The following is a 21,406-nucleotide window of genomic DNA, read 5'->3' as shown; positions in this document are numbered from 1 at the left end:
AACTTCGGCGCGAACCCTTCCGTCATGGTCAACTTTTTAAGTTGCATTAGCAACAAGTGTTTGGATCGTGGTTTCGAGATTGTCACCGGGGCGCAATCTATGCCATTCCGGCCCCAGCTGGTGGCGAAACCAGGTCGCCTGCCGCTTGGCGTATTGTCGGGTTGCAATCTTGGCGCGCTCGATTGCTTCGGCAAAGCTCAACTCTCCAGCCATCGCCGCCTGCAGGTCGCGAACGCCGATCGCCTTCATTGCCGGCAGATCCGGATCAAGGCGAAGGGCCGCAAGCTGCCTGACTTCCTCCAGCGCGCCCTTGTCTAGCATCTGGTCGAAGCGCCTCTCGATGCGATCGACCAGCGCGGCCCGATCCGGCTCGATGACCAGGAAACGCGCCGTCTGCCTGTCGATGAGCGGCCGGCCGCGCTCGGCCTGCCATTCCAGGATCGACCGGCCGGAGGCGTCGAGCACTTCGAGCGCCCGCACGATGCGCTGGCTGTCGGTTGGCTTGAGCTGCATGGCGGCTCTCGAATCCTCGCGCAGCAGCAGGCCGTGCAGCTTGACCGCGCCTTGTTCCTTCAACTCGTAGCGCCAGCGGTCGCGGATGCGCGGCGGAATGTCAGGCATTTCCGAAATACCCTCGGCCAGCGCGCGAAAATAGAGGCCGGTGCCGCCGACGAAGACCGGCCGCCGCGACAGTTCGCCATCGTCGATGAGTTTCATCACGTCGCGCAGCCACGCGCCCGTCGAATAGGCGGTCGCGGGATGGACGTGGCCGTACAGAAAATGCGGCACGCGTGCGAGGTCGGCCGGCTCCGGGCGGGCGGTCAGCACGTCGAGCACCGAATAGCCTTGCATGGAATCGGTGTTGACGATGACGCCGCCTGCGCGTTCGGCCAGGTCGAGCGCCAATGCCGACTTGCCGCTGGCGGTCGGCCCGGCTATCAGGATCGCGTTCTTCACGCGACCTTCGCCCGCATCCGTGCCGGAATCCTCTATGCCGCTCATTGCCACGCTTGTTTCCCGTCCCGCTGACCGCGCAGTATCGCCGTCGCTTGCGAATATGGCCTCGCGGTCGGTGGGCGCAAGCACTGTCGTCTGGCTGGCCGAAGGCATCGCCTGCGATCTAGCCCTGCCGCACGCGGCCGACACCGCCAATACCACAGCTGCCCTGCGTGCCGCATTGGCCGCGGAACCAGTCGATGTGATCGTCCAACAGGCCGAAACGCGCCGCAAGAAAATCCTCATCGCCGACATGGATTCGACCATGATCGACCAGGAGTGCATCGACGAGTTGGCCGACGAGATCGGCCTCAAGGAGCACGTCGCGGCGATCACCGCGCGATCGATGAACGGCGAGATCGCCTTCGAGCCGGCCCTGCGCGAACGCGTCGCGCTGTTGAAGGGGCTCGAAGCCGCCGTCGTCGACCGCATCGTCGCCAATCGGCTGACATTGGCCTCGGGCGGCCGCGCGCTGGTGCAGACCATGCTTGCTAATGGCGCCTGGGCGGCGCTCGTCTCGGGCGGCTTCGAAGTGTTCACGACCCGCATCGCGGCCATGCTCGGCTTTCAGGAGAACCGCGCCAACCGCCTGCTCGAACAGGACGGGCGCTTTACTGGCCTGGTCGGCGAGCCGATCCTCGGCCGCGCCGCCAAGGCCGACGCGCTGCTCGAAATATCCGCACGCCTTGGCCTGACGCCGGCCGACGCCATCGCCGTCGGCGATGGCGCCAACGACCTCGACATGATCCGCCTCGCCGGCACCGGCGTCGCGCTGCATGCCAAGCCGACCGTGGCGGCGCAGGCCAAGGTTCGCATCGACCATGGCGACCTCACCGCATTGCTCTATCTGCAGGGCTATCGCCAGGAAGAGTTCGTCCAATGAAACCCATGCGCACCGAACGCCTCATCCTGCGCAATTGGGAAGAGCGTGACCGCGAGCTCTTCCATCGCATCAATTCCGACGAGCGCGTCATGGAATTCTTCCCGTTCCGTCGTGACCGTGCCGCCGCGGACGCCAAGATGGACGAGGTCCGCGCATGGATCGATGAGGACGGCTATGGCTTCGCCGCGGCCGAGATTGCCGCCACGGGCGAGTGCATCGGTTTTGTCGGCCTGTCTGGAACAGAGGATATCGACGTCCTGCCCGCCGGCACCATCGAGATCGGCTGGCGGCTGGCGCCCGAATTCTGGGGCAAGGGCTATGTCACCGAGGCGTCGCAAGCCTGGCTGGCTTACGGTTTCGAAACATTGGCCGTCGAAGAGATCGTCTCCTTCGCGGTCGCGGGAAACCACCGCTCGACCGCCGTCATGAAACGCCTCGGCATGACAGCCGATCCGGCGGCCGACTTCGACCATCCCGGCATTCCCGACAGCCATCCAAAGCTCAAGCGGCATGTGCTCTACAGGCTTTCGCGCGAGGACTGGCAGGCAAGAAAAAAGGCGGCCGGTTAGAGCAATTCCAGGAAAAGTGCGAAGCGGTTTTCCCGGGAAAAGCGCATAGCGCTTTCCCTTGGGAATTGCTTCAAAACAAAAGCATAGAGCATTTCACCGTTTCCGTGTGAAATGCTCTATCCGCCTTTTTGAAAATCGCCGGATTGAAATCTCAATCCATCCGGATCGTCACGAAGCGCAACTCGCCGGTCTTCGACGCCAGCATCAGGAGCGCGTTCTTGCGGCCCTGCTCCTTCAGCGCGCCGATCCGGTCCATGACGTCCTTGGGCGTGGCGACCGATTCCTGCGCGATCTCGGTAATCACCTCGCCCGGCTGTATGCCGCGTTCGGCGGCGGCCGAATCCTTGGCCACGTCGGTGATGACGACGCCGGAGACATCGGCGGCGATGCTGAACTTCTTGCGCGTCTCGTCATTGAGTTCGCCGACGGTCATGCCGAGCACCGAGGCGGTCGAAACGGCCGGAGCCTTGTTGCCCTTGTCCTGGTCGGTGTTGCCGTTCTCGCCGCTGGCAAGCTTCTCGCCATCCTCGAGCCGGCCAAGCGTCACCTTCACCGTCTGCTCGACGCCCTTGCGCACGATCAGCACGTCGACGGCCTTGCCGACGGGGCTTTCGGCGACGACGCGCGGCAGGTCGCGCATTTCATGGATGTCCTTGCCGTCGAACTTGATGATGACGTCACCGGCCTGGATGGTGCCGTTGTCGACCGGGCCGCCCTTGATGACGCCGGCGACCAGCGCGCCCTTGGCGGTCGCCATGCCGAGGCTTTCGGCGATGTCGTCCGTCACCGGCTGGATGCGCACGCCGAGCCACCCGCGCCGCGTCTCGCCAAACTGACGCAACTGATCGACGACGCCGGCGGCAAGCTGCGAGGGAATGGAGAAGCCGATGCCGATCGAGCCACCGGACGGCGAAATGATCGCGGTGTTGATGCCGATGACTTCGCCGGCGCTGTTGAACAGCGGTCCGCCCGAATTGCCGCGATTGATCGCCGCGTCGGTCTGGATGAAATCGTCATAGGGACCGGAATTGATGTCGCGGTTGCGCGCCGACACGATGCCGACCGTCACCGTGCCGCCGAGGCCGAACGGATTGCCGACCGCCATCACCCAGTCGCCGACGCGCATCTTGGTGGAATCGCCGAACTTCACCGCCGTCAGCTTGTGGCCTTTCGGATCGACCTTCAGCACCGCGACGTCGGTCTTGGTGTCGGTACCGACCAGCGTCGCCTTCAGCGTCACGCCATCGGAGAAGTTGACCTCGATGTCGTCGGCGTCGGCGATCACGTGATTGTTGGTGACGACGATGCCTTGCTCGGCGTCGATGACGAAACCGGATCCCAGCGACTGCACTTTCTGCGCGCTATTGTCCTTGTCGCCGCCGCGGTTCTTGAAGAAATCGTCGAAGAAATCCTGGAACGGCGAGCCCTCGGGAAGCTGCGGCATCGGCACCGCGCCTGGCCCCTCCGTGCCCTTCACCGTCTGCGAAGTCGAGATGTTGACCACCGCGCCGAGCACGCCCTGCGCCAGGTCAGCCACCGAAGCAGGCCCATCGGCCGCGAAGGTCGGCGCCACGAAGGACGGGACGGCGACGGTGCCGACGAGCAGCGCTGCCGTGCCGGCGATCAAGGTCCGCCGCGCCGCGCGCAAAACGAGTGTGGATGTCATCGAGAAGCCTCCCGGTCTTTCTGAAAGAGAAAGCGCAACGGCGAAAACACCGCGTTGCGCTATGTTGGCAAAAAATACGGCACGTTTGCGGCTACGACTATCGGCAGAGGATTAATCCTCCGTTTTGCCGCGGACGAATAACGGCCATCTCATCCGCCCCGCACCAGCCAGACGATGCCGACACCGATGGCGATCGCGACCAGCCCGGCGATCCGCAATGCGTTCTCCGGCATCGACAGCACCTCGCCGGCGAGCTTCCGCGCGAAGCCGGGAAAGCCGCCATAGACCAGGCCCTCTATGACGAGGACCAGGCCTATCGCCGCGAAAAAGTCCTGCACCCGCTATTTCTGGCCGGTGCTGGGTTGTGTCGTCGGCGCGGCGGGCGCCGTTGCCGGTGCGGCGGGTGCCGCCGGTTTCGCCGGCCCTTCCTTGCTATCGGGATCGCGGAAGTAGCGGAAGAACTCCGAACTCGGCGACAGCACCATGGTCGTCCCGGTGTTGTCCAGCGCCGTGCCGTAGGCATTCATCGACCGGTAGAAGTCGAAGAAGGCCGGGTCGCGCTTGTAGGCGTCCGCGAAGGTAGCGCTGCGCTGGGCTTCGCCCTCGCCGCGCAGGATCTCGGATTCCTTCTGCGCTTCGGCAACGATCTCGACCACTTCACGATCGGCGCGCGCCGTAATGCGCTGTGCCGCCTCATTGCCGCGTGCCCTGAGCCGGGCGGCCTCGGCCAGACGTTCCGCCTTCATGCGATCGTAGGTCTGCTGTGAAACCTCGGCCGTGAGGTCGGTGCGGCGGATGCGGACATCCTCGATCTGCAGGCCGAGCGAGGTGGCGTCGGGCCGGAGTTGATCGCGCACCTCACGCATCATCACGGCACGCTGTTCCGAGAGTGCCGCCTCGAAGTCGCGCAGGCCGTAGACGCGGCGCAAGGCAGCGTCGAGACGCGTCCTCAGCCGCGCCTCGGCCAATTCGATCTGACCGGACACGGCGGCACGGAAGACGCGCGGATCCGAGATGCGATAGGCGATGAAGGCATCGACCTCATAGAACTTGCCGCCCGACACCTGGACGCGGATGTTGTCGAGGTCGAAGCGCAGCACCCTGTTCTCGATCAGTTGCACCGTATCGGCGTCGAAGAACGAGAACGGCGCCTTGAAATAGATGCCGGGCTCGGTCTTGACGTCGACGATCTCGCCGAACCTCAACACCAGCGCCTGCTGGCGCGCATTGACCACGAAGACCGAGGAATAGATCAGGAAAAGCACGACCGCCGCGATGACGACGAAAATGGGAAGACGGTTGGCCATCACTGTGTACCTCCCGTGTTCGCGGCAGGCGCGGCCGGAGCCGGCGGTTTCGCCTGCAATGCCGGCAACGGCAGATAGGGCACGACACCTTGTCCGTTGCCCTGCTCGACGATGACCTTGCTCGAGTCCTTCAGAACCCTCTCCATGGTTTCCAGATAGAGACGCTTGCGGGTTACATCCGGCGCCTTGGCGTACTCGTCATAGACCGAGATGAAGCGCTGGGCCTCACCTTCGGCTTCCTGCACCACACGGTTCTTGTAGGCGGCCGCGTCTTCGCGGATCTGTGCCGCCTGGCCGCGCGCCTGGCCGAGCTTCTGGTTGGAATACTGGTTGGCCTGCTCGACGAACTTGTCCTCGTCCTGCTCGGCACGCTGCACCTCGTCGAACGCATCGGCCACTTCGCGTGGCGGCGCTGCATCCTCGATCGATACGGCGTTGACGTTGAGACCGGCCTTGTAGCCGTCCAGCGTCGACTGGATGATTTCGCGCACCGACGCCGCTATGCCCTGGCGGTCGTCGCGGAAGATATCCTGTGCCGGCCGGCGGCCGACGGCTTCGCGCATGGCGCTTTCGGCAACCTGCCGCAGCATGCCGTCCGGATCCGAGACGTCGAACAGATAGGCCCGGGGATCGGAGACCTGGTAGGCCACCGAAAACTGCACGTTGACGATGTTCTGGTCGCCCGACAGCATCAGGCCGTTGCCGCTGGTGTTGCCGCCGCCAATGTCGACGAGCTGCTCGGAAATCTTGGCCGTCTCGACGGTTTCAAGCGGCCACCAATGGAAATGCAGGCCAGGTTGTGAGAGTTCGGGCTTCGGCTTGCCGAAACGCAATTCGACGGCGACCTCGTCGGGCTGCACCGTATAGACCGCCTGGAATGCCCACAGAACGACCAGCACCGCGGCAATCAGCCCGAACACTGCCGGACTGGCGCCACCGCCGCCGGGCAGAGCGCGCCGCAGCCGGTCCTGGCCGCGGCGGATAATGTCTTCGAGGTCCGGGGGCGAGCCCTGTGGGCCGCTTGGCCCCTTGGGCCCCTGCCCCCAGGGCCCCTGATTGTTACCGCCGCCGCCCCACGGGCCGCCGCCTCCGCCACTCTTGTCGTTCCAGGGCATGAACGTCCTTTCGCTTGGAATTCCCTCAAGCGCCGGAGTTACGGCGCAAATCCAGTGTTGTTCTTCTATAGGGACGCCACAGCACGCTTTCAACGCGATGCGCCGCCGACATCATCCGTTTTGGGCCGGTAGCGACCCTTTGTCGTCCTTCAATGCACTTTTTGTCTATCAAAGTATCGGGCGGCGGCGCTCATAAACCGAATAGCGTGTTGCGTGGCTGTCCTTTTCCCCGGCCGGAACCCCCTGCGAACTGACCACGCGCCATGTCTCGGCGTCGATCGGCGGGAAATGCGCGTCGCCGTCGACGGCGGCCAGCACATGGGTGACGTGCAGCCTGTCGGCCAGCGGCAGCGCCTGGGCATAGATCTGACCGCCGCCGATCACGCAGGCCTCGTCGATGCCGGCCATGCAGCGCGCGCGCACCGTTGCCAGCTGAATCGCGGCCTCCAGCGTATGCGCCACCTCGACGCCCTCGGCGCGCCAGCTCTTGTCACGGGTGACGACGATGTTGAGCCGGCCCGGCAGCGGACGGCCTATGCCTTCATAGGTTTTGCGGCCCATGATGATGGGCTTGCCCATCGTGTCGGCCTTGAAGCGCTTGAGATCGGTGGAGAGCCGCCATGGCAGTCCGCCATCCCGCCCGATCACGCCGTTCTCGGCAATGGCGACGTAGATTGCCACATGCATCAGTTCGCGTCCCCGCCATTGCTGTCCGACGGTTCGAGCAGCAGGATATCGATGTCGTGCTCTGGGTAAAAATCGTTCGCGGTCATCTCGAAACTCGTCGGCCCGACCTTTTTGACATTGTCGCCGCAGAACGAGACCAAGTCTTTCGGATTGCCCTTGTCGACGGTCAGCTTGAACTTACCGATGGTGCCCGCCGCCCAGTTGCCGCCGGTGGTCAGTATATAGGCGATGCGGCTTTCATAATATTTGGGATAGCCTTCCGGATTGTCCTTCGCCGCCTTGCGCACCGCGTTCTCGAACGTGTCGTCCATGCAGTAGCGGGTCTTGTATGTCGCATATTGCCCCTGGAACTGGCCGTCATAGAAGAAGCTGACCGACGACGTGCCGCCGACGCTCGGCTTGTAGCGATGGGAAACGTGAACGTCCTTGTTGGCCGGAAAGGTCGAGCGCCACCAGTAGGTCGAGCGCAATTGCCAGAACGGCGCATAGGAGGATTTCATGCCGCTGCCGTCATCGGCGGTGTCCTCGATGATGATGCCGCGGTTGACCCAGTCCTCGGCCACCGCTTGCGGCAGCTTCGCCAATGCCGCCTTGGCCGCATCGCCGAACGGGTTGAACGGCACATTCTGCGCCTTGAGATCGGCACCGATGTCGATGCCGAGCGCGAACACCTTCTGCTCGAGTTGAGGCTTTGCCGCGACACCATCAATCGTCACCTCGAAGCCGAGGAAATTGTCGCTTTGGTTTTCGGGGATGGCCGGCATTTCTTCGGGGTCGCCCGAAATATCGGGCATCGGGAAGGCGACGATCGCGTCGACATCCTTGTCGGTGTTGTTGTGAAAGACGTAGTCGACCGTGACCTTGTCGGGCGAGATGAAGAGATCCTCGCTTTGCATCGCGACCGCATCGCTGCGCGACAGGATCAAGCCGCCTGTGCCAAGCTCGGCAACCGAATCGTTGGCCAATGCGGGTGCCGCCGAAAGCGCCAGCGCCGCAGTCAGAACATATCGCAACATCGAAGCCCCCTCGGCAAGAATGCCCCGACGACCCTAGCCGTTTCAATGCGGCGTTTCAAAGCCCTTCCACTTGCGTGACTACGCCACACCGGCCTGGACATGCCAGCGGTCTGGACTAACAGCTTCCGATCGGGCAGGAGTTCGGCCCATGCGCAAGCTTCTCGTCATCGGCATCGGCGCCGGCAACCCCGACCACATGACGGTTCAGGCCATATCGGGCTTGAACCGTGCCGATGTGCTGTTCATCCCCGACAAGGGCGCCAAGAAGAACGACCTTGCCGAATTGCGGCGCGAGATCTGCGACCGCTTCGTCAGCAACCCGAAATCGCGCCGCGTCGAATTCGGCGTGCCGGTCCGCGCCGAACCGACGTCTTCCTACCGCTCGACCGTCGACGACTGGCACGAAGCCATCGCTGCCATCTACGAAGCCCTGATCCGCGACGAGATCGCCGAGGATGGCTGCGGCGCCTTCCTGATCTGGGGCGATCCTTCGCTCTACGACAGCGCGCTGCGCATCCTCGAGCGCGTGCGCCTGAGGAACAATGTCGCCTTCGAACTGGAAGTCATCCCCGGCATCACCGCCATCCAGGCGCTTGCCGCCAGCCACAAAATGGCACTGAACCGCATCGGCGATTCGTTCCTGGTCACCACCGGCCGCAGGCTGACCGAAGAAGGTCTGGCCAGCAATGCCGGCAGCACAGTCGTCATGCTGGACGGCAAATGCGCCTTCAACACAGTCGCCGACCCGGATGTCATCATCCATTGGGGCGCCTATCTCGGCACGCCGGACGAGATCATCGTCTCCGGTCGCCTCGGCGATGTCGGCGCCGAGATCGAAAAGGTCCGCGAGCAAGCCCGCCGGCAAAAGGGCTGGATCATGGACACCTATCTGCTGCGCAAGCCGGAAGAATAGGCAGTAGGCAGTGAAATTCTAACTTAGACGCGCGTTAAGGCAGATTTGGAAACGAAAATCTCCGACGGCGAAGAGTTGGGCCGCAATCCCTACTGCCCTACTGCCCTACTGCCCTACCGCCCCCGCCTCTCAGCCCGCATCGATCTCCGCCTGCAGCGCATCCATATGCGTCGCCGCTGCCGCAGTGGCCGCACGTTCGATGGCGCGGAAACGGCTGACCACCGCCAGGCCAATGGCCGTCAGCTGCGCGCCGCCGCCCTTGCGGCCTCCGGTCTGCGCGGCGACCAGCGGCTTGCCGAACACCCGGTTCATGTCCTCCACCAGATCCCAGGCGTGCTTGTAGGACATCTCCATGCCGCGCGCGGCGGCCGAGATCGAGCCGAAGGTGGCGATCTGCTCCAGAAGCTCGATCTTGCCCGGACCGATCCGCCCGTCGGGATCGAGATTTATCCGCAAGCTCAGCGATGGCATCTTTGCTCCTCCGCGGTCGCCAGGACTCCTGCCGAAGCCACTTCAGCGATACCGTTATTCCAAATCAATATAGCGGCGAACGCCGCTTCTGTCAGCCATCGACCTCGAGCGGCAGGCCGGCGCCGGTGTTGGCCCGGTCGAAACTCACTGTCTTGACCACAGCGAAAACCTTGCCGCCGAGCCGCAATTCCAGCGCCTGCCGCGACTGTTCGGTGATGCGGGCGAGCACCGTTGCGCCATTGCAATCGATGTCGACCTCGACCGCCGGCCCTTCGCCCGGGCGGATCGCAACGATCGTGCCAGGCAGGATGTTGAGCGCACTGAGGCCTGTCGGCTTCTCCGCGGCGATCATAACATCACGGGCCCGGATGCGGACACGCACGGGAGCCCCGGCTTTCATCGCCAGACGCGGCACGCGGATCTCACCGGCGGCCGAGACGAGCACGGTCATGCCGAAAATCTCGTCGTGGCGCAGCACCTTGGTGTCCAGCACCGCACCGCCCTCGCCGCGCTCTTCCGCCGGCAGCAGGTCGAGCCTTTGCATCACCGCATCGGTCGGACCGCTGGCAACAACCTTGCCTTGCGCCAGCATCACCACGTCGCTGGCCAGCCGCGCCACCTCGGCGACCGAATGGCTGACATAGACGATCGGGATCTTCGTCTCATCGCGCAGCCGTTCGATATAGGGCAGGATCTCGGCCTTGCGCGCCTCGTCGAGCGAGGCCAGCGGCTCGTCCATGAGCAACAGCCTGGGGCTGGCGAGCAGCGCCCGGCCGATCGCCACGCGCTGCTTCTCGCCGCCCGAGAGCTTCACCGGGCGCCTGTTGAGCAGCGGGCCGATGCCGAGCAGGTCGACGACGGCATCCATGTCGGCGTAGCGCTCCTTGGCCGGCGTGAACCAGCGGCCGTAACGCAGATTGCCGGCCACGCTCATATGTGGAAACAGGCGCGCGTCCTGGAACACCATGCCGATACGGCGCCTGTGCTTCGGCACGAAAATGCCGGCATCGGTGTCGACCAGTGCACGACCCTCCACCTCGATGCGGCCCTTGTCGGGCCGGATCAGCCCGGCGATCATGTTGATGAGCGTGGTCTTGCCGGAGCCTGACGGCCCAAACAGCGCGGTGAGCCGCCCGGCGCTCTCGAAGCGTGCCTCGATGGCGAAATCGCCGAGCCGATGGCCGATGTCGACGCGGACGCTCATTCGATGTCCATTTGCCGCCCGACCCGCAGCGCCAGCACTTCCGAGGCGACCAAAGCCGCCATCGAGATGACGACCGAGATCAATGTCAGCCGCAATGCCCCCTCATCGCCGCCCGGCACCTGCGTGAAAGTGTAGATCGCCGAGGGCAGCGTCTGCGTTTCGTTGGGGATGTTGGAGACGAAGGTGATGGTCGCGCCGAACTCGCCCATCGCCTTGGCGAAGGCCAGGATGGCGCCCGCGATCAGCCCGGGCAGGATCAGCGGCAGCGTGATGGTGGCGAACACCCACAAAGGATTGGCGCCAAGCGTTCCCGCGGCCGCCTCCATCTTGCGGTCCACCGCTTCGATCGACAGCCGGATTGCCCGCACCATCAGCGGAAAGCCCATGACACCGCAGGCCAGCGCCGCACCCGTCCAGCGAAACGAGAAGACGATGCCGAAATGCTCGGCCAGGAAGGCGCCGGCCGGACCGCGCTTGCCAAACGTCAAAAGCAGGAGATAGCCGGTCACGACAGGCGGCAGGATCAGCGGCAGATGAACCACGCCGTTGAGCAGCGTCTTGCCCCAGAATTGTCCGCGGGCAAGCAGCAGCGCGATGGCTATGCCCGGCGGCAGGCTGGCGAGCATCGCCACGGTCGCCACCTTGATGGACAGCCGGACCGCATTCCATTCGTCGGGAGTGAGGTCCACCAGCCAGGTCATATTGCGCTATCGGGCCCTGTTCAGTTGCTCGGCGTGAGCACGGTAAAACCTTGTTCCTTGAAGAGCGCGCCGGCCTTGGCGGACTTCAGGCATTTCAGGAAAGCCGTCGTATCCTTGTCCTTCGAATCGGCGGTCTGGGCAACCGGGTAGATAATCGGCGGATGCGAATCCTCCGGGAAGGTGCCGATCACCTTGACGCCCTTGTCGGCATGCGCGTCGGTGGCATAGACGATGCCGAGAGCGGCCTCGCCTGTCGAAACCAGCTTGAGTGCGGCGCGCACATTCTCGGCCTGCGCCACCTTGCCCTCGACCGAGGACCAGACGCCGAGCGATTCCAGTGCCGCCTTGCCGTACTTGCCGGCCGGCACCGCCTTGATGTCGCCCATGGCGAGCCTGCCGTCGCCGACCAGCTTGGCGAGGTCGAAACCCTTCTCGATCTTGGCCTCGACCTTCGAATCCTTCGGCGCCACCAGCACGATCTCGTTGCCGAGCAGCTTCACCTCGGTGTCTGGCTTGGTCAGCTTCTTGTCGGAAAGATATTTCATCCAGTCGAGATCGGCCGAGATGAAGACGTCGGCCGGCGCCCCGCCCTCGATCTGCTTGGCCAGTGCCGAGCTTGCCGCATAGGAGACAGTCGCGGCCTCACCGACATCGGCCTCGCAGGCCTTGTTCACCGCATCGAGCGCGTCCTTGAGGCTGGCTGCGGCAAACACCACGACCTTGTCTTGCGCATGTGCTGCCGGCACCGCAGCCATCAACGTCGCCGCAAGACCGCCGATGGCGATCGCCCTCAACCCGAAACCTTTGCGCGTCATCGAAAACTCTCCCTGGTTTGAAATCCGTGCGGCGCGAGGCCTGTCGATCGATATATCCGCATGAATATAACAAGGGAAGGCCCGACGGCTTGCGAAAACGCCATGCCCCGTCGATTGTTCTGGTAAGACGAGCGGCAAACCCTCATGCATCTTGCCCAAAAGCGACCTCGGTTTTGCGAGAACGGCATGCATAAAAGCAATGGAGAGCCCGATGAAGGTCAGCGCCCGCAATGTGCTCAAGGGGACGATCACCGAAATCGTCAAGGGGGCCACCACTTCGCATGTCAGGATCGACATTGGCGGCGGCGCCGTCGTCACCGCCTCGATCACCAACGAGGCGGTCGCCGATCTCAAGCTCGAAAAGGGCAAGCCGGCCTATGCCGTGGTCAAGGCCTCGGACGTGATGGTCGGCATCGACTGACGGGGGTCGAGCTCAAGGCATGTTGAGAGTCAGATCAGGCCGGCATCACCTGAATATCGAGATCCTTCAGACGGCGATCGGCGCCTTGATCGAGGCATCGGCCACGTAGTTTTCCAGGCGGAAATCCTCGAAGCGAAAGGCGAACAGGTCCTTCACCTCCGGATTGATCCACATTGTCGGCAGCGCCCTCGGCGTGCGCCGCAATTGCTCGCGCGCCTGTTCGAAATGGTTCGAATAGAGATGCGCGTCGCCCAGTGTGTGGACGAAATCGCCCGGCTTCAGCCCGGTCACTTGCGCCACCATCAGCGTCAGCAGCGCGTAGGACGCGATGTTGAACGGCACGCCGAGGAAGATGTCGGCCGAACGCTGGTAGAGCTGGCAGGACAGCCGGCCCTCGGACACGTAGAACTGGAACAGGCAGTGGCAGGGCGGCAGCGCCATCGCCTCCACTTCGGCCGGATTCCACGCCGAAACGATCAGCCGGCGCGATTGAGGATTGCGGCGTATCTCCTTGAGAAGGCCCGCGATCTGGTCGATCGAGCCGCCATGGCCGTCCGGCCAGGAACGCCACTGCTTGCCGTAAACGGGGCCAAGGTCGCCATTCTCGTCGGCCCATTCGTCCCAGATGGTGACGCCGTGGTCAGTCAGGTATTTGATGTTGGTGTCGCCGGCCAGGAACCACAGGAGCTCATGGATGATCGACTTCAGGTGCAACTTCTTGGTCGTGGTGACCGGAAAGCCGCGCGCCAGGTCGAAACGCATCTGGTAGCCGAAGACGGAGCGCGTGCCGGTGCCGGTGCGGTCGGCGCGATCGGCGCCATTGTCCAGCACGTGCTGCAAGAGGTCGAGATATTGGCGCATCGGTTCCAGCTCGATTCGAGTGTGCGCATATTATAGCGACCAGTCCGGCGGTCGAACACAGCAAAACGGCGCTAATCGGACCTGCGCATTGCGTGAGCGGGGAGAAAGTGGCTGGCCGCAACGCCGGCGCCGGCCTTCGCAAATTGACGCGCGATCGTCAGAGCGCGCCGAGTTTGCCCAGATCCTTGGCCACCAGGTAGTAAAAGGTCACGCGGCTCTTGGTGTTGTCGGCGTGCATCGCCTTGCAGGTCTTCTCGATCGAGGCGTCGGCCTTCGCCCCGTCGCTGACGCCGAGCTTTTTGGCCACCCAGCTCTCCTTGACGCGCTCGAGCTCCTTCGGGTCGGTGCAGGATACCAGCGAGGAATCGCGGTTCCTCAGCGCAATGCCCAGATGCTTGACGATCTTTTCGACCGCGTCGGCGCTGGCGCCCGCGTCGTATTTCTTCACATCCGCAAGATAGTCGGCCATCAAAAATTCCCCTCGTCGGCGCCACGGATCCGATCGATGAGGGCTGTGGCGCGCTTCGCAACTTGTGCGCTAGGTCGGTAACTCCTCACCGCTCGCAAAGCTTCCGTTGAGACCGCGCCCAAGTCAACCCTTGCCGTCGCGATTTGACCACAGGGGCAAAGCCTCACTCCGGCCTTTCATTTCCGGCGAACGCCCCCTATATTCGATTTGTCGGCTTGACCGACTATGGCGATAAATGGGCGATGAAATAAGCCGTTCGGACCCGGGGGCGGTACCCGGCGCCTCCACCAAAAGCCGCTGTTGACGACAGAGCGGTTTTTGCTGGGGGCGAAATAGGATCGACGAAGGTGTAAAGATCGTACTTTTGCCCGGCATTGTACCACCGTCATCGGGCTAAACTTATAGTTGCCAACGACAACTATGCGGAAGCACGTCTCGCTGCTTAATGCAGTGCGATAGCTTCAAATCAAGCCCTAGGGGTTCGCACTTCTAGGCGGGGTTCGGAGGTACCTGGCAACAGAAACCTCCACTTCTTCCCCTGCCTCAATCCACGTCACGCGCAACGGCCGCCTTTTGCCGTCCGGACTTCGTACGGCCCATTTGCCGCGAAGCCGCATCACGTGCCTCTTTCTCCATGGACAAGAATGCAAAACGATTCCGATCGATTCTTCGTGCTGACCGGTGGCCCGGGCTCCGGCAAGACCACTTTGATCGAAGCCCTGCGCGGGGCGGGCTTTGCGACTTCAGTCGAAGCCGGGCGCGGCATCATCCGCGACCAGTCCTCGATAGGCGGAACCGCCCTGCTCTGGAGCGACCGCGCGCTGTTCGCCGAACTCATGCTGTCGTGGGAAATGCGCTCATATCGGAACGCGGTCGAACAGAAGGGACCGGTCTTCTTCGATCGCGGCTTGCCGGACACGCTCGGCTATCTCAGGCTGAGCGGCCTGCCCGTGGCAGAACACATCAGCACCGCCATCAAGCGCTTCCGCTACAATCCGCGCGTGTTCATCGCCCCGCCCTGGCCTGGCATTTTCATGCAGGATCAAGAGCGCAAGCAGACATCAGACGAGGCCGAGCGCACTTACCATGCGCTGGCCGGCGTCTATGTGGAGCTGGGTTACGAGCTGGTTCCGCTGCCCCTGGCGCCAGTCGAGACACGGTTGCGTTTCGTATTGGCCGAGGCAGGGCTGAAATGAAAAGGCCGGGGGAACCCGGCCTTTTCGTGCGCTTGCGAGCAATGCCTATTCCGCCGGCGCTTCGACCGCCTCGCGCGAGCGGCCGAGCGTGACCTTTGCCAGCGTGAAGGAAATCACCGCGCAGAGCGTGATGCCGGCGACCATCGGCAGCGGCGTGCCGTCGAAGAACACGCCGGCGACGCCCATGGCGAGCGCGCCGATGGCGAAGTGCAGCGTGCCCATCAGCGCCGAGGCCGTGCCGGCGATCTCGCCATGTTCTTCCATGGCCAGCACCGAGGTGGTCGGGATGACCAGGCCGAGGAAGCCGTAGCCGACGAACAGCAGGGCCGCCATCACGTCGAGCCGGTCGACGCCCGTCGCCATGATCGCCAGCAGCACCACCATCGTCGAGGCGTAGCCGGTGACCGCGACGCGCACCACGCGCCGCAGCCCGAAACGCTCGGCCAGCAGTCCCGTCAGCTGCGACATGCCGATGAAGGCCACCGCGTTGATCGAGAAGAACACGCTGTAGACCGAAGGCGACAGCCCGTAATGGTCGATCAGGATGAAGGACGAACTCGACAGATAGACGAAGAAGCTCGCAATGCCGAAGCCGGCGATCGCCACCAGGCCAAGGAAGTTGCGGTCGCCCATCAGGAACCGGTAGCCGGCAAGCGCGGTGCCGAAGGAAGAACCGACGCGCTCTGCCGCCGGCCGCGTTTCCTTGAGCGATGTCGCGAGCAGGATGGTGGCAAGGGCTGCCGCACCGGTCACCGTCCAGAACACGGCGCGCCAGCCGAAATTCTCGATGATCTGGCTGCCGGTCAGCGGCGCCAGGATCGGCGACACCGAAAACACCAGCATCAGCAACGACATCAGCTTGGCCGCCTCATTGCCGGTGTGCAAGTCGCGCACGATGGCACGCGGCACGGCCATGCCGGCGCTGGCGCCAAGGCCCTGCAGGAAGCGGAAGGCGATCAGCCACTCGATGGTCGGCGCCATTGCCGAACCGATGCCGCCGACCATGAACAGCGCAAGACCGCCATAGAGCGGCAGCTTTCGGCCGACCATGTCGGAGATCGGCCCGACGACGATCTGGCCGAAGCCCATCGACAGGAAGAAGATCAGCAGGCTCATCTGCACGGCGGCGGTGCCGGCGTGCAGATCCGCGCCGATCGACGGCAAAGCGGGAAGATACATGTCGATCGCGAACGGGCCGATGGCGGACAACAGACCGAGCACGACCGCGATGCGGAGGAATTTGGCACTCATGATATTGGCTTCTTTCGAAATCTGGTTGCCGCCGCCAGGCGACGTCTGACCTAGGACGTTCCATCCCGTGAGCTTCCGACACTCCAGCAGCGAATCTTGTCGTCTCCCGGCGCGAAATCTCTTAATCGCATGTCCATAAATTTAGACAGTCTTGTCTAAATCGTCAATCACCTCTATATAGATTTTGATGAGAGCCAGCGTTTCTCCTGACACTTCCCCGCCACGCGGCCATGAGGCCAAGCGCCTGTCGATCGTCGACGCCGCCGCCGGCGTGTTCTGCCGCGAAGGCTTTGCCGGCGCCAATATCGATCTGATCGCCGCGGAGGCCGGCGTCTCGCGCCAGACCGTCTACAACCACCATGGCGACAAGGAAAAGCTCTTCATGGCCGTGGTGCGCGACCTCACGGATCGCTGCAATGTCGGCATCTTCGCCACCATTGCCACCTTCCCTGACCAGCCCGGCGATCTCGAAGCGGATTTGATCGGCTTTGCCGTGCGCCTGAATCAGAACTGCATCTGCAACCGCGACGGAAAATTCCTGCGCAAGCTGATCCAGACCGAAGGCGAACGCTACCCCCAACTGTTTGCCGAATGGCGCGAACAGGGTCCGGGCACGACGTGGCCGGCAATCGCCGCCCGCTTCGCCCGCCTCGCCTATGGCGGTTACCTCACCATCGATGACCCCGACGTCGCGGCGCGCCAGTTCTTCGGCCTGGTCAATGCCGAACTGCAGACCACCTTCATGCTCGGCGGCACGCCGCGTGAGGACGAAGTGGTGCAATCGGCGACGAATGGCGTGCGCACCTTCCTGCGCGCTTTTGGCAGGCGCCCTTCCCCGGGCAACGTCAAAAAGCACACTGCGCTGGCCAACGCATAACATTTGCGGTTGCCGCAAAGCCGCCTTGCCGATCAAATCGTTGGCAATAGTCCTCGCTTCGACGTGACGGTGGGCTATATCAGGTTTACGCCGCGCTCAAGCTTGATTACAGCTATGCGGACGATTCAACGGAACCCGACCACCACATGGCCGACGACCACATCCGCTACGACATTCTGGCCCAGGAGGCGTTGCGCGGCGTCATGCGCAAGGTCCTGGCCGAGGTCGCACGCACCGGCCTCCCCGGCAACCATCATTTCTTCATCACCTTCCTGACCGGCGCGCCCGGCGTGCGCGTGTCGTCGCGCCTGCGCGAGCGCTATCCCGAGCAGATGACCATCGTCATCCAGTTCCAGTACTGGGACCTCAAGGTGACCGACACCGGCTTCGAGGTTGGCCTGTCCTTCTCCGACGTGCCGGAGAAACTTGAAATCCCGTTCTCGGCCGTGCGTGGCTTCTATGATCCCTCGGTGAATTTCGAGCTCGAGTTCGACGTCAAGACCGATGCGCAGCCTGAAGAGGAACCGGCCCAGCCGGCGTCCGAGCCGCTGACCATCGTTTCCGAGAAGAAGCCGAAGGCCGAGAAGAAGGCTGCAGCCGAGCCGGAGAAGAAGCCCGCCGCGACCGAGGCCGGCGCCAAGGGCGCCGAAGTGGTTTCGCTCGACGCCTTCCGCAAGAAATAGCTTCGCGGTCCGCGCCATGGCCGACATCGTCAATCTCCGCCAGGCTCGCAAGCAGAAGGCGCGGGACGAGAAAACGCGTGTCGCCGAACAGAACCGGGCCCTGCATGGCCGTTCCAAGGCGGACAAGCAACGCGACCGGCTGAATGCCGACAAGGCCGAAAAATTTGTCGCCGGCCATCGCCTCGACCCGTCCGGCAAGGACAAGCAGTGAGTCTCCGGCAGTGAGTCTCCGGCCGTGAGCGTCGTCGAAAAGCGTTCGGTGACCATTCGCGGCCATCGCACCAGCTATTCCCTCGAAAAGCCCTTCTATGACGACCTCGTCGCCATCGCGGCGGCGAGAAAGCTGACGCTGGCCGCACTCGTCGCCGAAGTCGATGAGACGCGGCCCCGCGACACCAACCTGTCCTCGGCGCTGCGGCTTCATGTCCTGGAATGGGCGAAGCGCGGAACTGGCTTGGGCTAGACGCCTTCGACCGCGTCCGCCTTTCTCCCGCGCCTGGTGCCGAAGCCAAGCAAGGTCGAACGGTCGCGTTCCTCGGCCTGTTTCCTCGACCGCACGCGCATCAGGTCCTTCCAGCCGACATAGCCGATCAGTTGCAGGCTTTCGCGGGTCACGACCGGTAGATGCGAGACATTGGCCATCAACAGCTTGTCGGAGAGGCCTTCGAGATACTCGTCGGGATAGGCAAGCGTCACCTTGCTTCCAGCAAGCAGGTCGCCGAGCGTCGTCGTCCTGTGCTTGCCGGCACGGCGCCAGCGCAGGATCGCCGGCGGATCGATGAGGCCGAGCACCCGCCTGTTCTCGTCGATGACCGGGAAGCTCGGATGCCGGGTTTGCGGCGCGGTCAGGAACGCCGCCGCGCCATGCAGCGTCATCGTCGCCGGCACGCTCTCGACCTGCACCGTCATCACCTCGCGCACCCTGGTCAGCGCGAACGGGTCGACGCGGTATTCGCGCACGAGGTGGTGCCCGCGCCTGGCGATCTTCTCGGTCAGGATCGACCGTTTCATCAGGAGCACGGTGACGGCGTGCGCCGCGGCACAAGCCGCGATCAGCGGCACCAGCACATGCGTGTTGCCAGTCAGTTCCACGGCAAAGAACGTCGCCGTCAGCGGCGCCCGCATCGTGCCGCCCATGGTCGCCGACATCGCAAGCAGGGCCCAGAAGCCCGGATCCGCCGCGGGCAGGATGCCGGCGAGCACCGCACCCATTGCGCCACCCATGATCAGCAGCGGCGCCAGCACGCCCCCTGATGTTCCCGAACCGAGCGCCACCGACCAGATGATGGCCTTGACCACCAACAGCAGCAGCGCGGCGGCCGCGAGCGTGCGGCCATCCAGCATGTCGGCGATGTTGTCGTAACCGACGCCAAGCGCCCGCGGCTCGATCAGCCCGCCAATGCCGACCACCAGGCCGCCGATCATCGGCCACCACATCCAGTGGATGGGCAGTTTCTGGAAGGCGTCCTCGCAGGCATAGACCATCTGGGTGAGCAGCCCCGACAGCAGGCCGGCGCAGATGCCGACCAGAACCCAGCCGCCAAGCCCGGTGAACGAGATCGCCATGCCGCCCTGAAACGGAAAGATCGGCCCAGGCAAATGCAGCACGGTGCGCTCGACCTCGGCAATGATCGCGGCAACCGCCACGGGAATGAAGGAGCGCGGCGTCCATTCGAACAGCAGCAGTTCCACCGCCAGCATGATGGCCGCGATCGGCGTGCCGAACACGGTGGTCATGCCCGCTGCCGCGCCAGCCACCAGTAGCGTCTTGCGTTCATTGTCGGTGACCGGCAGCATCTGCGCGATCAGCGAGCCGATCGCGCCGCCGGTCATGATGATTGGGCCTTCGGCGCCGAACGGCCCGCCTGAGCCGATCGAGATCGCCGACGACAACGGCTTCAGGATCGCAACCTTGGCATCGAGTTTCGAGCGCCCGAGCAGGATCGCCTCGATCGCTTCGGGAATGCCATGGCCACGGATCTTCTCGCTGCCGTAGCGCGCCATCAGCCCGATGATCAGGGCGCCGATGACCGGCACCACCACCGCTGCAAGCCCAAGCGGCGTATCCTGCAATTTCAGATCGGCGAACGTGAACTGGCCAAAATAGGCAATGTTGGTGGCAAGCCGGATCAGTTTCAAAAGCACGATGCCGGCGAACAGCCCAGCCGTGGCGACCACCACGGCGATGGTAGCGATGGTCAGCACCCGCGCATCGGTGGTGAAATCCCTGAGATGGTTGTTTTCGGAGAGCTTCATGGCGGGCTTTCTGGCGACGGCCGGATCTCGAATACGCGGCACGGCGAAGACGCCGGCCGGCTGTGTCGGCTCGCTATGTATCGTAACACGATATAAATTCAAGCTGGTTCTCCATCAAAACCGTTTGAGCCTTTGGCCGGAATGGAACAAATGTCGGGAATGACGCAGCCCAGGAAATCTCGCCCCACCATCGAATTGGCCGACTACCAGCGGCTGTCGGAGTTTCGCTATCTGATCCGCCGCTTCCTCGAATTCAGCCAGCTGCAGGCCGAAGACGCCGGGCTGACGCCGCGCCAGCATCAGGCCTTGCTGGCGATCAAGGGCTATCCGGGCGGCGGACCGATGACGGTCGGCGATCTGGCGGAGCGCCTGCGCATCCGCCATCACAGCGCCGTCGAGCTGGTCAACCGCCTGAGTGAAGCCGGCATGGTCGTGCGCGATCAGGACAAGGACGACCATCGCCGCGTGCTGCTGCGGCTGACCGAACGCGCCGACGATCGCCTGGCCGAACTGTCGGCGGCGCATCTCGACGAGCTTTCGCGCATCGAGCCCATGCTGAGGCGTCTGCTCGATCAGGGCCGCGAGTGACGCTTCGGCATCCTGCGCTGAATGGCGCTTTTTATTTTTCGGGTGCCCGCATCTTTTGGCTTCCCGGCATCGTCTAGGCGATGAGAGGCCCAAAGGGCGCGCAAGGCAATCGAGAGGAAGACCAGCGATGAAACGCCATCTGATACGCTACAAGATGAAGCCCGAACGAGCCGATGAGAACGAGCGGCTGATCCAGGCCGTTTTCCGGGAATTGCGCAACAAATCGCCGGACGGCGTCCGCTACCTGACGTTGCGCGCCGCCGATGGGACATTCATCCATCTGGTCGAAACGCAAACCGATGCGCATTCTGATAGCATCACCGGCCTGGCCACATTCAAGGCTTTTCAAAGCGGCTTCGGGGATCGCTGCAGCGAATCTCCGCAACGCGACGAGATGGCCGTGATAGGCAGCTACCGGATGCTGGATGCCTGATCGAGGCAGACGAGGCGCAGAACGGAGG

General features: G+C 63.6%; 26 protein-coding genes and 1 other RNA gene. 12 read left to right on the top strand and 15 right to left on the bottom strand.

Annotated features, from left to right (window positions below):
* Positions 1-36: 36 nt before the first annotated feature.
* The gene (gene miaA / locus CK226_RS01710; RefSeq protein ID WP_095790846.1) at positions 37-1,002 is read right to left on the bottom strand and encodes a tRNA (adenosine(37)-N6)-dimethylallyltransferase MiaA; all 966 of its coding nucleotides are present in this window, start codon (positions 1,000-1,002) and stop codon (positions 37-39) included.
* Here miaA and serB point away from each other — a divergent pair.
* Both serB and CK226_RS01700 read left to right on the top strand, forming a co-directional pair.
* On the top strand, positions 992-1,879 hold the full coding sequence (serB, locus tag CK226_RS01705; protein ID WP_095790845.1) for a phosphoserine phosphatase SerB: 888 nt from the start codon (positions 992-994) through the stop codon (positions 1,877-1,879). The genes miaA and serB overlap by 11 nt on opposite strands.
* Positions 1,876-2,448: a GNAT family N-acetyltransferase gene (locus tag CK226_RS01700; protein ID WP_095790844.1), complete on the top strand. Its 573-nt coding sequence runs from the start codon at positions 1,876-1,878 to the stop codon at positions 2,446-2,448. The genes serB and CK226_RS01700 overlap by 4 nt, the downstream gene beginning before the upstream one ends.
* A 151-nt stretch (positions 2,449-2,599) precedes the next feature.
* Here CK226_RS01700 and CK226_RS01695 read toward each other — a convergent pair whose 3' ends face one another.
* The 6 genes from CK226_RS01695 to CK226_RS01670 all read right to left on the bottom strand — a co-directional run bounded on the left by CK226_RS01695 (position 2,600) and on the right by CK226_RS01670 (position 8,239).
* Positions 2,600-4,114, bottom strand: a complete 1,515-nt coding sequence (locus CK226_RS01695) for a DegQ family serine endoprotease (RefSeq protein WP_095790843.1) — start codon at positions 4,112-4,114, stop codon at positions 2,600-2,602.
* A 149-nt stretch (positions 4,115-4,263) separates the two neighbouring features.
* Complete coding sequence (locus CK226_RS01690; RefSeq protein WP_056573074.1) at positions 4,264-4,452, bottom strand: DUF2065 domain-containing protein; 189 nt, start codon at positions 4,450-4,452, stop codon at positions 4,264-4,266.
* 3 nt (positions 4,453-4,455) lie between these two features.
* Positions 4,456-5,421: a protease modulator HflC gene (locus tag CK226_RS01685; RefSeq protein ID WP_095773077.1), complete on the bottom strand. Its 966-nt coding sequence runs from the start codon at positions 5,419-5,421 to the stop codon at positions 4,456-4,458.
* Positions 5,421-6,536, bottom strand: coding sequence for an FtsH protease activity modulator HflK (gene hflK, locus CK226_RS01680; RefSeq protein ID WP_095790842.1), 1,116 nt, complete (start codon positions 6,534-6,536; stop codon positions 5,421-5,423). Before hflK ends, CK226_RS01685 begins: the two co-directional genes overlap by 1 nt.
* 168 nt (positions 6,537-6,704) lie before the next feature.
* Entirely contained in the window at positions 6,705-7,223 is a 519-nt protein-coding gene (locus tag CK226_RS01675; protein WP_095774005.1) for a dihydrofolate reductase, read from the bottom strand.
* Complete coding sequence (locus CK226_RS01670) at positions 7,223-8,239, bottom strand: DUF4424 domain-containing protein (RefSeq protein ID WP_095790841.1); 1,017 nt, start codon at positions 8,237-8,239, stop codon at positions 7,223-7,225. Before CK226_RS01670 ends, CK226_RS01675 begins: the two co-directional genes overlap by 1 nt.
* Positions 8,240-8,387: 148 nt before the next feature.
* Here CK226_RS01670 and cobF point away from each other — a divergent pair, with 148 nt between their 5' ends.
* Positions 8,388-9,152, top strand: a complete 765-nt coding sequence (cobF, locus tag CK226_RS01665) for a precorrin-6A synthase (deacetylating) (RefSeq protein ID WP_095790840.1) — start codon at positions 8,388-8,390, stop codon at positions 9,150-9,152.
* 129 nt (positions 9,153-9,281) lie between these two features.
* Here cobF and CK226_RS01660 read toward each other — a convergent pair whose 3' ends face one another.
* The 4 genes from CK226_RS01660 to modA all read right to left on the bottom strand — a co-directional run bounded on the left by CK226_RS01660 (position 9,282) and on the right by modA (position 12,343).
* A complete protein-coding gene (locus CK226_RS01660) occupies positions 9,282-9,623 on the bottom strand; it encodes a winged helix-turn-helix domain-containing protein (protein ID WP_010910183.1) in 342 nt (113 codons plus the stop codon).
* A 91-nt stretch (positions 9,624-9,714) separates the two neighbouring features.
* Positions 9,715-10,827 carry a molybdenum ABC transporter ATP-binding protein gene (gene modC, locus CK226_RS01655; RefSeq protein ID WP_095774001.1) on the bottom strand — a complete coding sequence of 371 codons (1,113 nt, stop codon included), beginning with the start codon at positions 10,825-10,827 and terminating at the stop codon, positions 9,715-9,717.
* The gene (gene modB, locus CK226_RS01650; RefSeq protein WP_095787787.1) at positions 10,824-11,528 is read right to left on the bottom strand and encodes a molybdate ABC transporter permease subunit; all 705 of its coding nucleotides are present in this window, start codon (positions 11,526-11,528) and stop codon (positions 10,824-10,826) included. Before modB ends, modC begins: the two co-directional genes overlap by 4 nt.
* Before the next feature lie 20 nt (positions 11,529-11,548).
* Complete coding sequence (gene modA, locus CK226_RS01645) at positions 11,549-12,343, bottom strand: molybdate ABC transporter substrate-binding protein (RefSeq protein WP_095787786.1); 795 nt, start codon at positions 12,341-12,343, stop codon at positions 11,549-11,551.
* 211 nt (positions 12,344-12,554) lie between these two features.
* Here modA and CK226_RS01640 point away from each other — a divergent pair, with 211 nt between their 5' ends.
* Positions 12,555-12,764 (top strand): molybdopterin-binding protein, encoded by a 210-nt coding sequence (locus CK226_RS01640; RefSeq protein WP_095774042.1) that lies wholly within the window; start codon positions 12,555-12,557, stop codon positions 12,762-12,764.
* 66 nt (positions 12,765-12,830) lie between these two features.
* Here the strand turns inward: CK226_RS01640 and CK226_RS01635 are convergent, their stop codons facing one another.
* A complete protein-coding gene (locus CK226_RS01635) occupies positions 12,831-13,625 on the bottom strand; it encodes a thymidylate synthase (RefSeq protein ID WP_095773998.1) in 795 nt (264 codons plus the stop codon).
* A 157-nt stretch (positions 13,626-13,782) separates the two neighbouring features.
* Positions 13,783-14,094 carry a DUF2853 family protein gene (locus CK226_RS01630; protein ID WP_032930772.1) on the bottom strand — a complete coding sequence of 104 codons (312 nt, stop codon included), beginning with the start codon at positions 14,092-14,094 and terminating at the stop codon, positions 13,783-13,785.
* 170 nt (positions 14,095-14,264) lie between these two features.
* On the opposite strand from CK226_RS01630, the gene ssrA reads away from it, so the two are divergent.
* Positions 14,265-14,625, top strand: a transfer-messenger RNA (tmRNA) gene (gene ssrA / locus CK226_RS01625).
* A gap of 113 nt (positions 14,626-14,738) precedes the next feature.
* The gene (locus CK226_RS01620) at positions 14,739-15,290 is read left to right on the top strand and encodes an AAA family ATPase (protein ID WP_095790839.1); all 552 of its coding nucleotides are present in this window, start codon (positions 14,739-14,741) and stop codon (positions 15,288-15,290) included.
* Positions 15,291-15,335: 45 nt separating this feature from the next.
* Here CK226_RS01620 and CK226_RS01615 read toward each other — a convergent pair whose 3' ends face one another.
* Positions 15,336-16,541 carry a multidrug effflux MFS transporter gene (locus tag CK226_RS01615; RefSeq protein ID WP_095790838.1) on the bottom strand — a complete coding sequence of 402 codons (1,206 nt, stop codon included), beginning with the start codon at positions 16,539-16,541 and terminating at the stop codon, positions 15,336-15,338.
* Positions 16,542-16,728: 187 nt separating this feature from the next.
* Here CK226_RS01615 and CK226_RS01610 point away from each other — a divergent pair, with 187 nt between their 5' ends.
* The 4 genes from CK226_RS01610 (at position 16,729) to CK226_RS01595 (ending at position 18,564) form a co-directional block, all read left to right on the top strand.
* Positions 16,729-17,418 carry a TetR/AcrR family transcriptional regulator gene (locus tag CK226_RS01610; RefSeq protein ID WP_095773994.1) on the top strand — a complete coding sequence of 230 codons (690 nt, stop codon included), beginning with the start codon at positions 16,729-16,731 and terminating at the stop codon, positions 17,416-17,418.
* A gap of 146 nt (positions 17,419-17,564) precedes the next feature.
* A complete protein-coding gene (locus CK226_RS01605; protein WP_010910193.1) occupies positions 17,565-18,101 on the top strand; it encodes an SspB family protein in 537 nt (178 codons plus the stop codon).
* Positions 18,102-18,117: 16 nt separating this feature from the next.
* On the top strand, positions 18,118-18,312 hold the full coding sequence (locus tag CK226_RS01600) for a DUF4169 family protein (RefSeq protein ID WP_019859033.1): 195 nt from the start codon (positions 18,118-18,120) through the stop codon (positions 18,310-18,312).
* Positions 18,313-18,336: 24 nt separating this feature from the next.
* Positions 18,337-18,564, top strand: a complete 228-nt coding sequence (locus CK226_RS01595; protein WP_095773992.1) for a ribbon-helix-helix domain-containing protein — start codon at positions 18,337-18,339, stop codon at positions 18,562-18,564.
* Here the strand turns inward: CK226_RS01595 and CK226_RS01590 are convergent.
* The gene (locus CK226_RS01590) at positions 18,561-20,357 is read right to left on the bottom strand and encodes a chloride channel protein (RefSeq protein ID WP_095790837.1); all 1,797 of its coding nucleotides are present in this window, start codon (positions 20,355-20,357) and stop codon (positions 18,561-18,563) included. The two genes, CK226_RS01595 and CK226_RS01590, sit on opposite strands and share 4 nt — an antisense overlap.
* A 150-nt stretch (positions 20,358-20,507) precedes the next feature.
* Between CK226_RS01590 and CK226_RS01585 the strand changes: the two genes are divergently transcribed.
* Both CK226_RS01585 and CK226_RS01580 read left to right on the top strand, forming a co-directional pair.
* Positions 20,508-20,945 (top strand): helix-turn-helix domain-containing protein, encoded by a 438-nt coding sequence (locus CK226_RS01585; protein WP_095774041.1) that lies wholly within the window; start codon positions 20,508-20,510, stop codon positions 20,943-20,945.
* 127 nt (positions 20,946-21,072) lie between these two features.
* Positions 21,073-21,378, top strand: a complete 306-nt coding sequence (locus CK226_RS01580; protein WP_095790836.1) for a hypothetical protein — start codon at positions 21,073-21,075, stop codon at positions 21,376-21,378.
* The last annotated feature ends 28 nt before the right edge of the window (positions 21,379-21,406 follow it).

The organism is Mesorhizobium sp. WSM4311 (assembly GCF_002295115.1).
Lineage (GTDB): Bacteria > Pseudomonadota > Alphaproteobacteria > Rhizobiales > Rhizobiaceae > Mesorhizobium.
The sequence above is the reverse complement of the archived record's forward strand: the minus strand, read 5'-3'. Positions and strand labels throughout refer to the sequence as shown.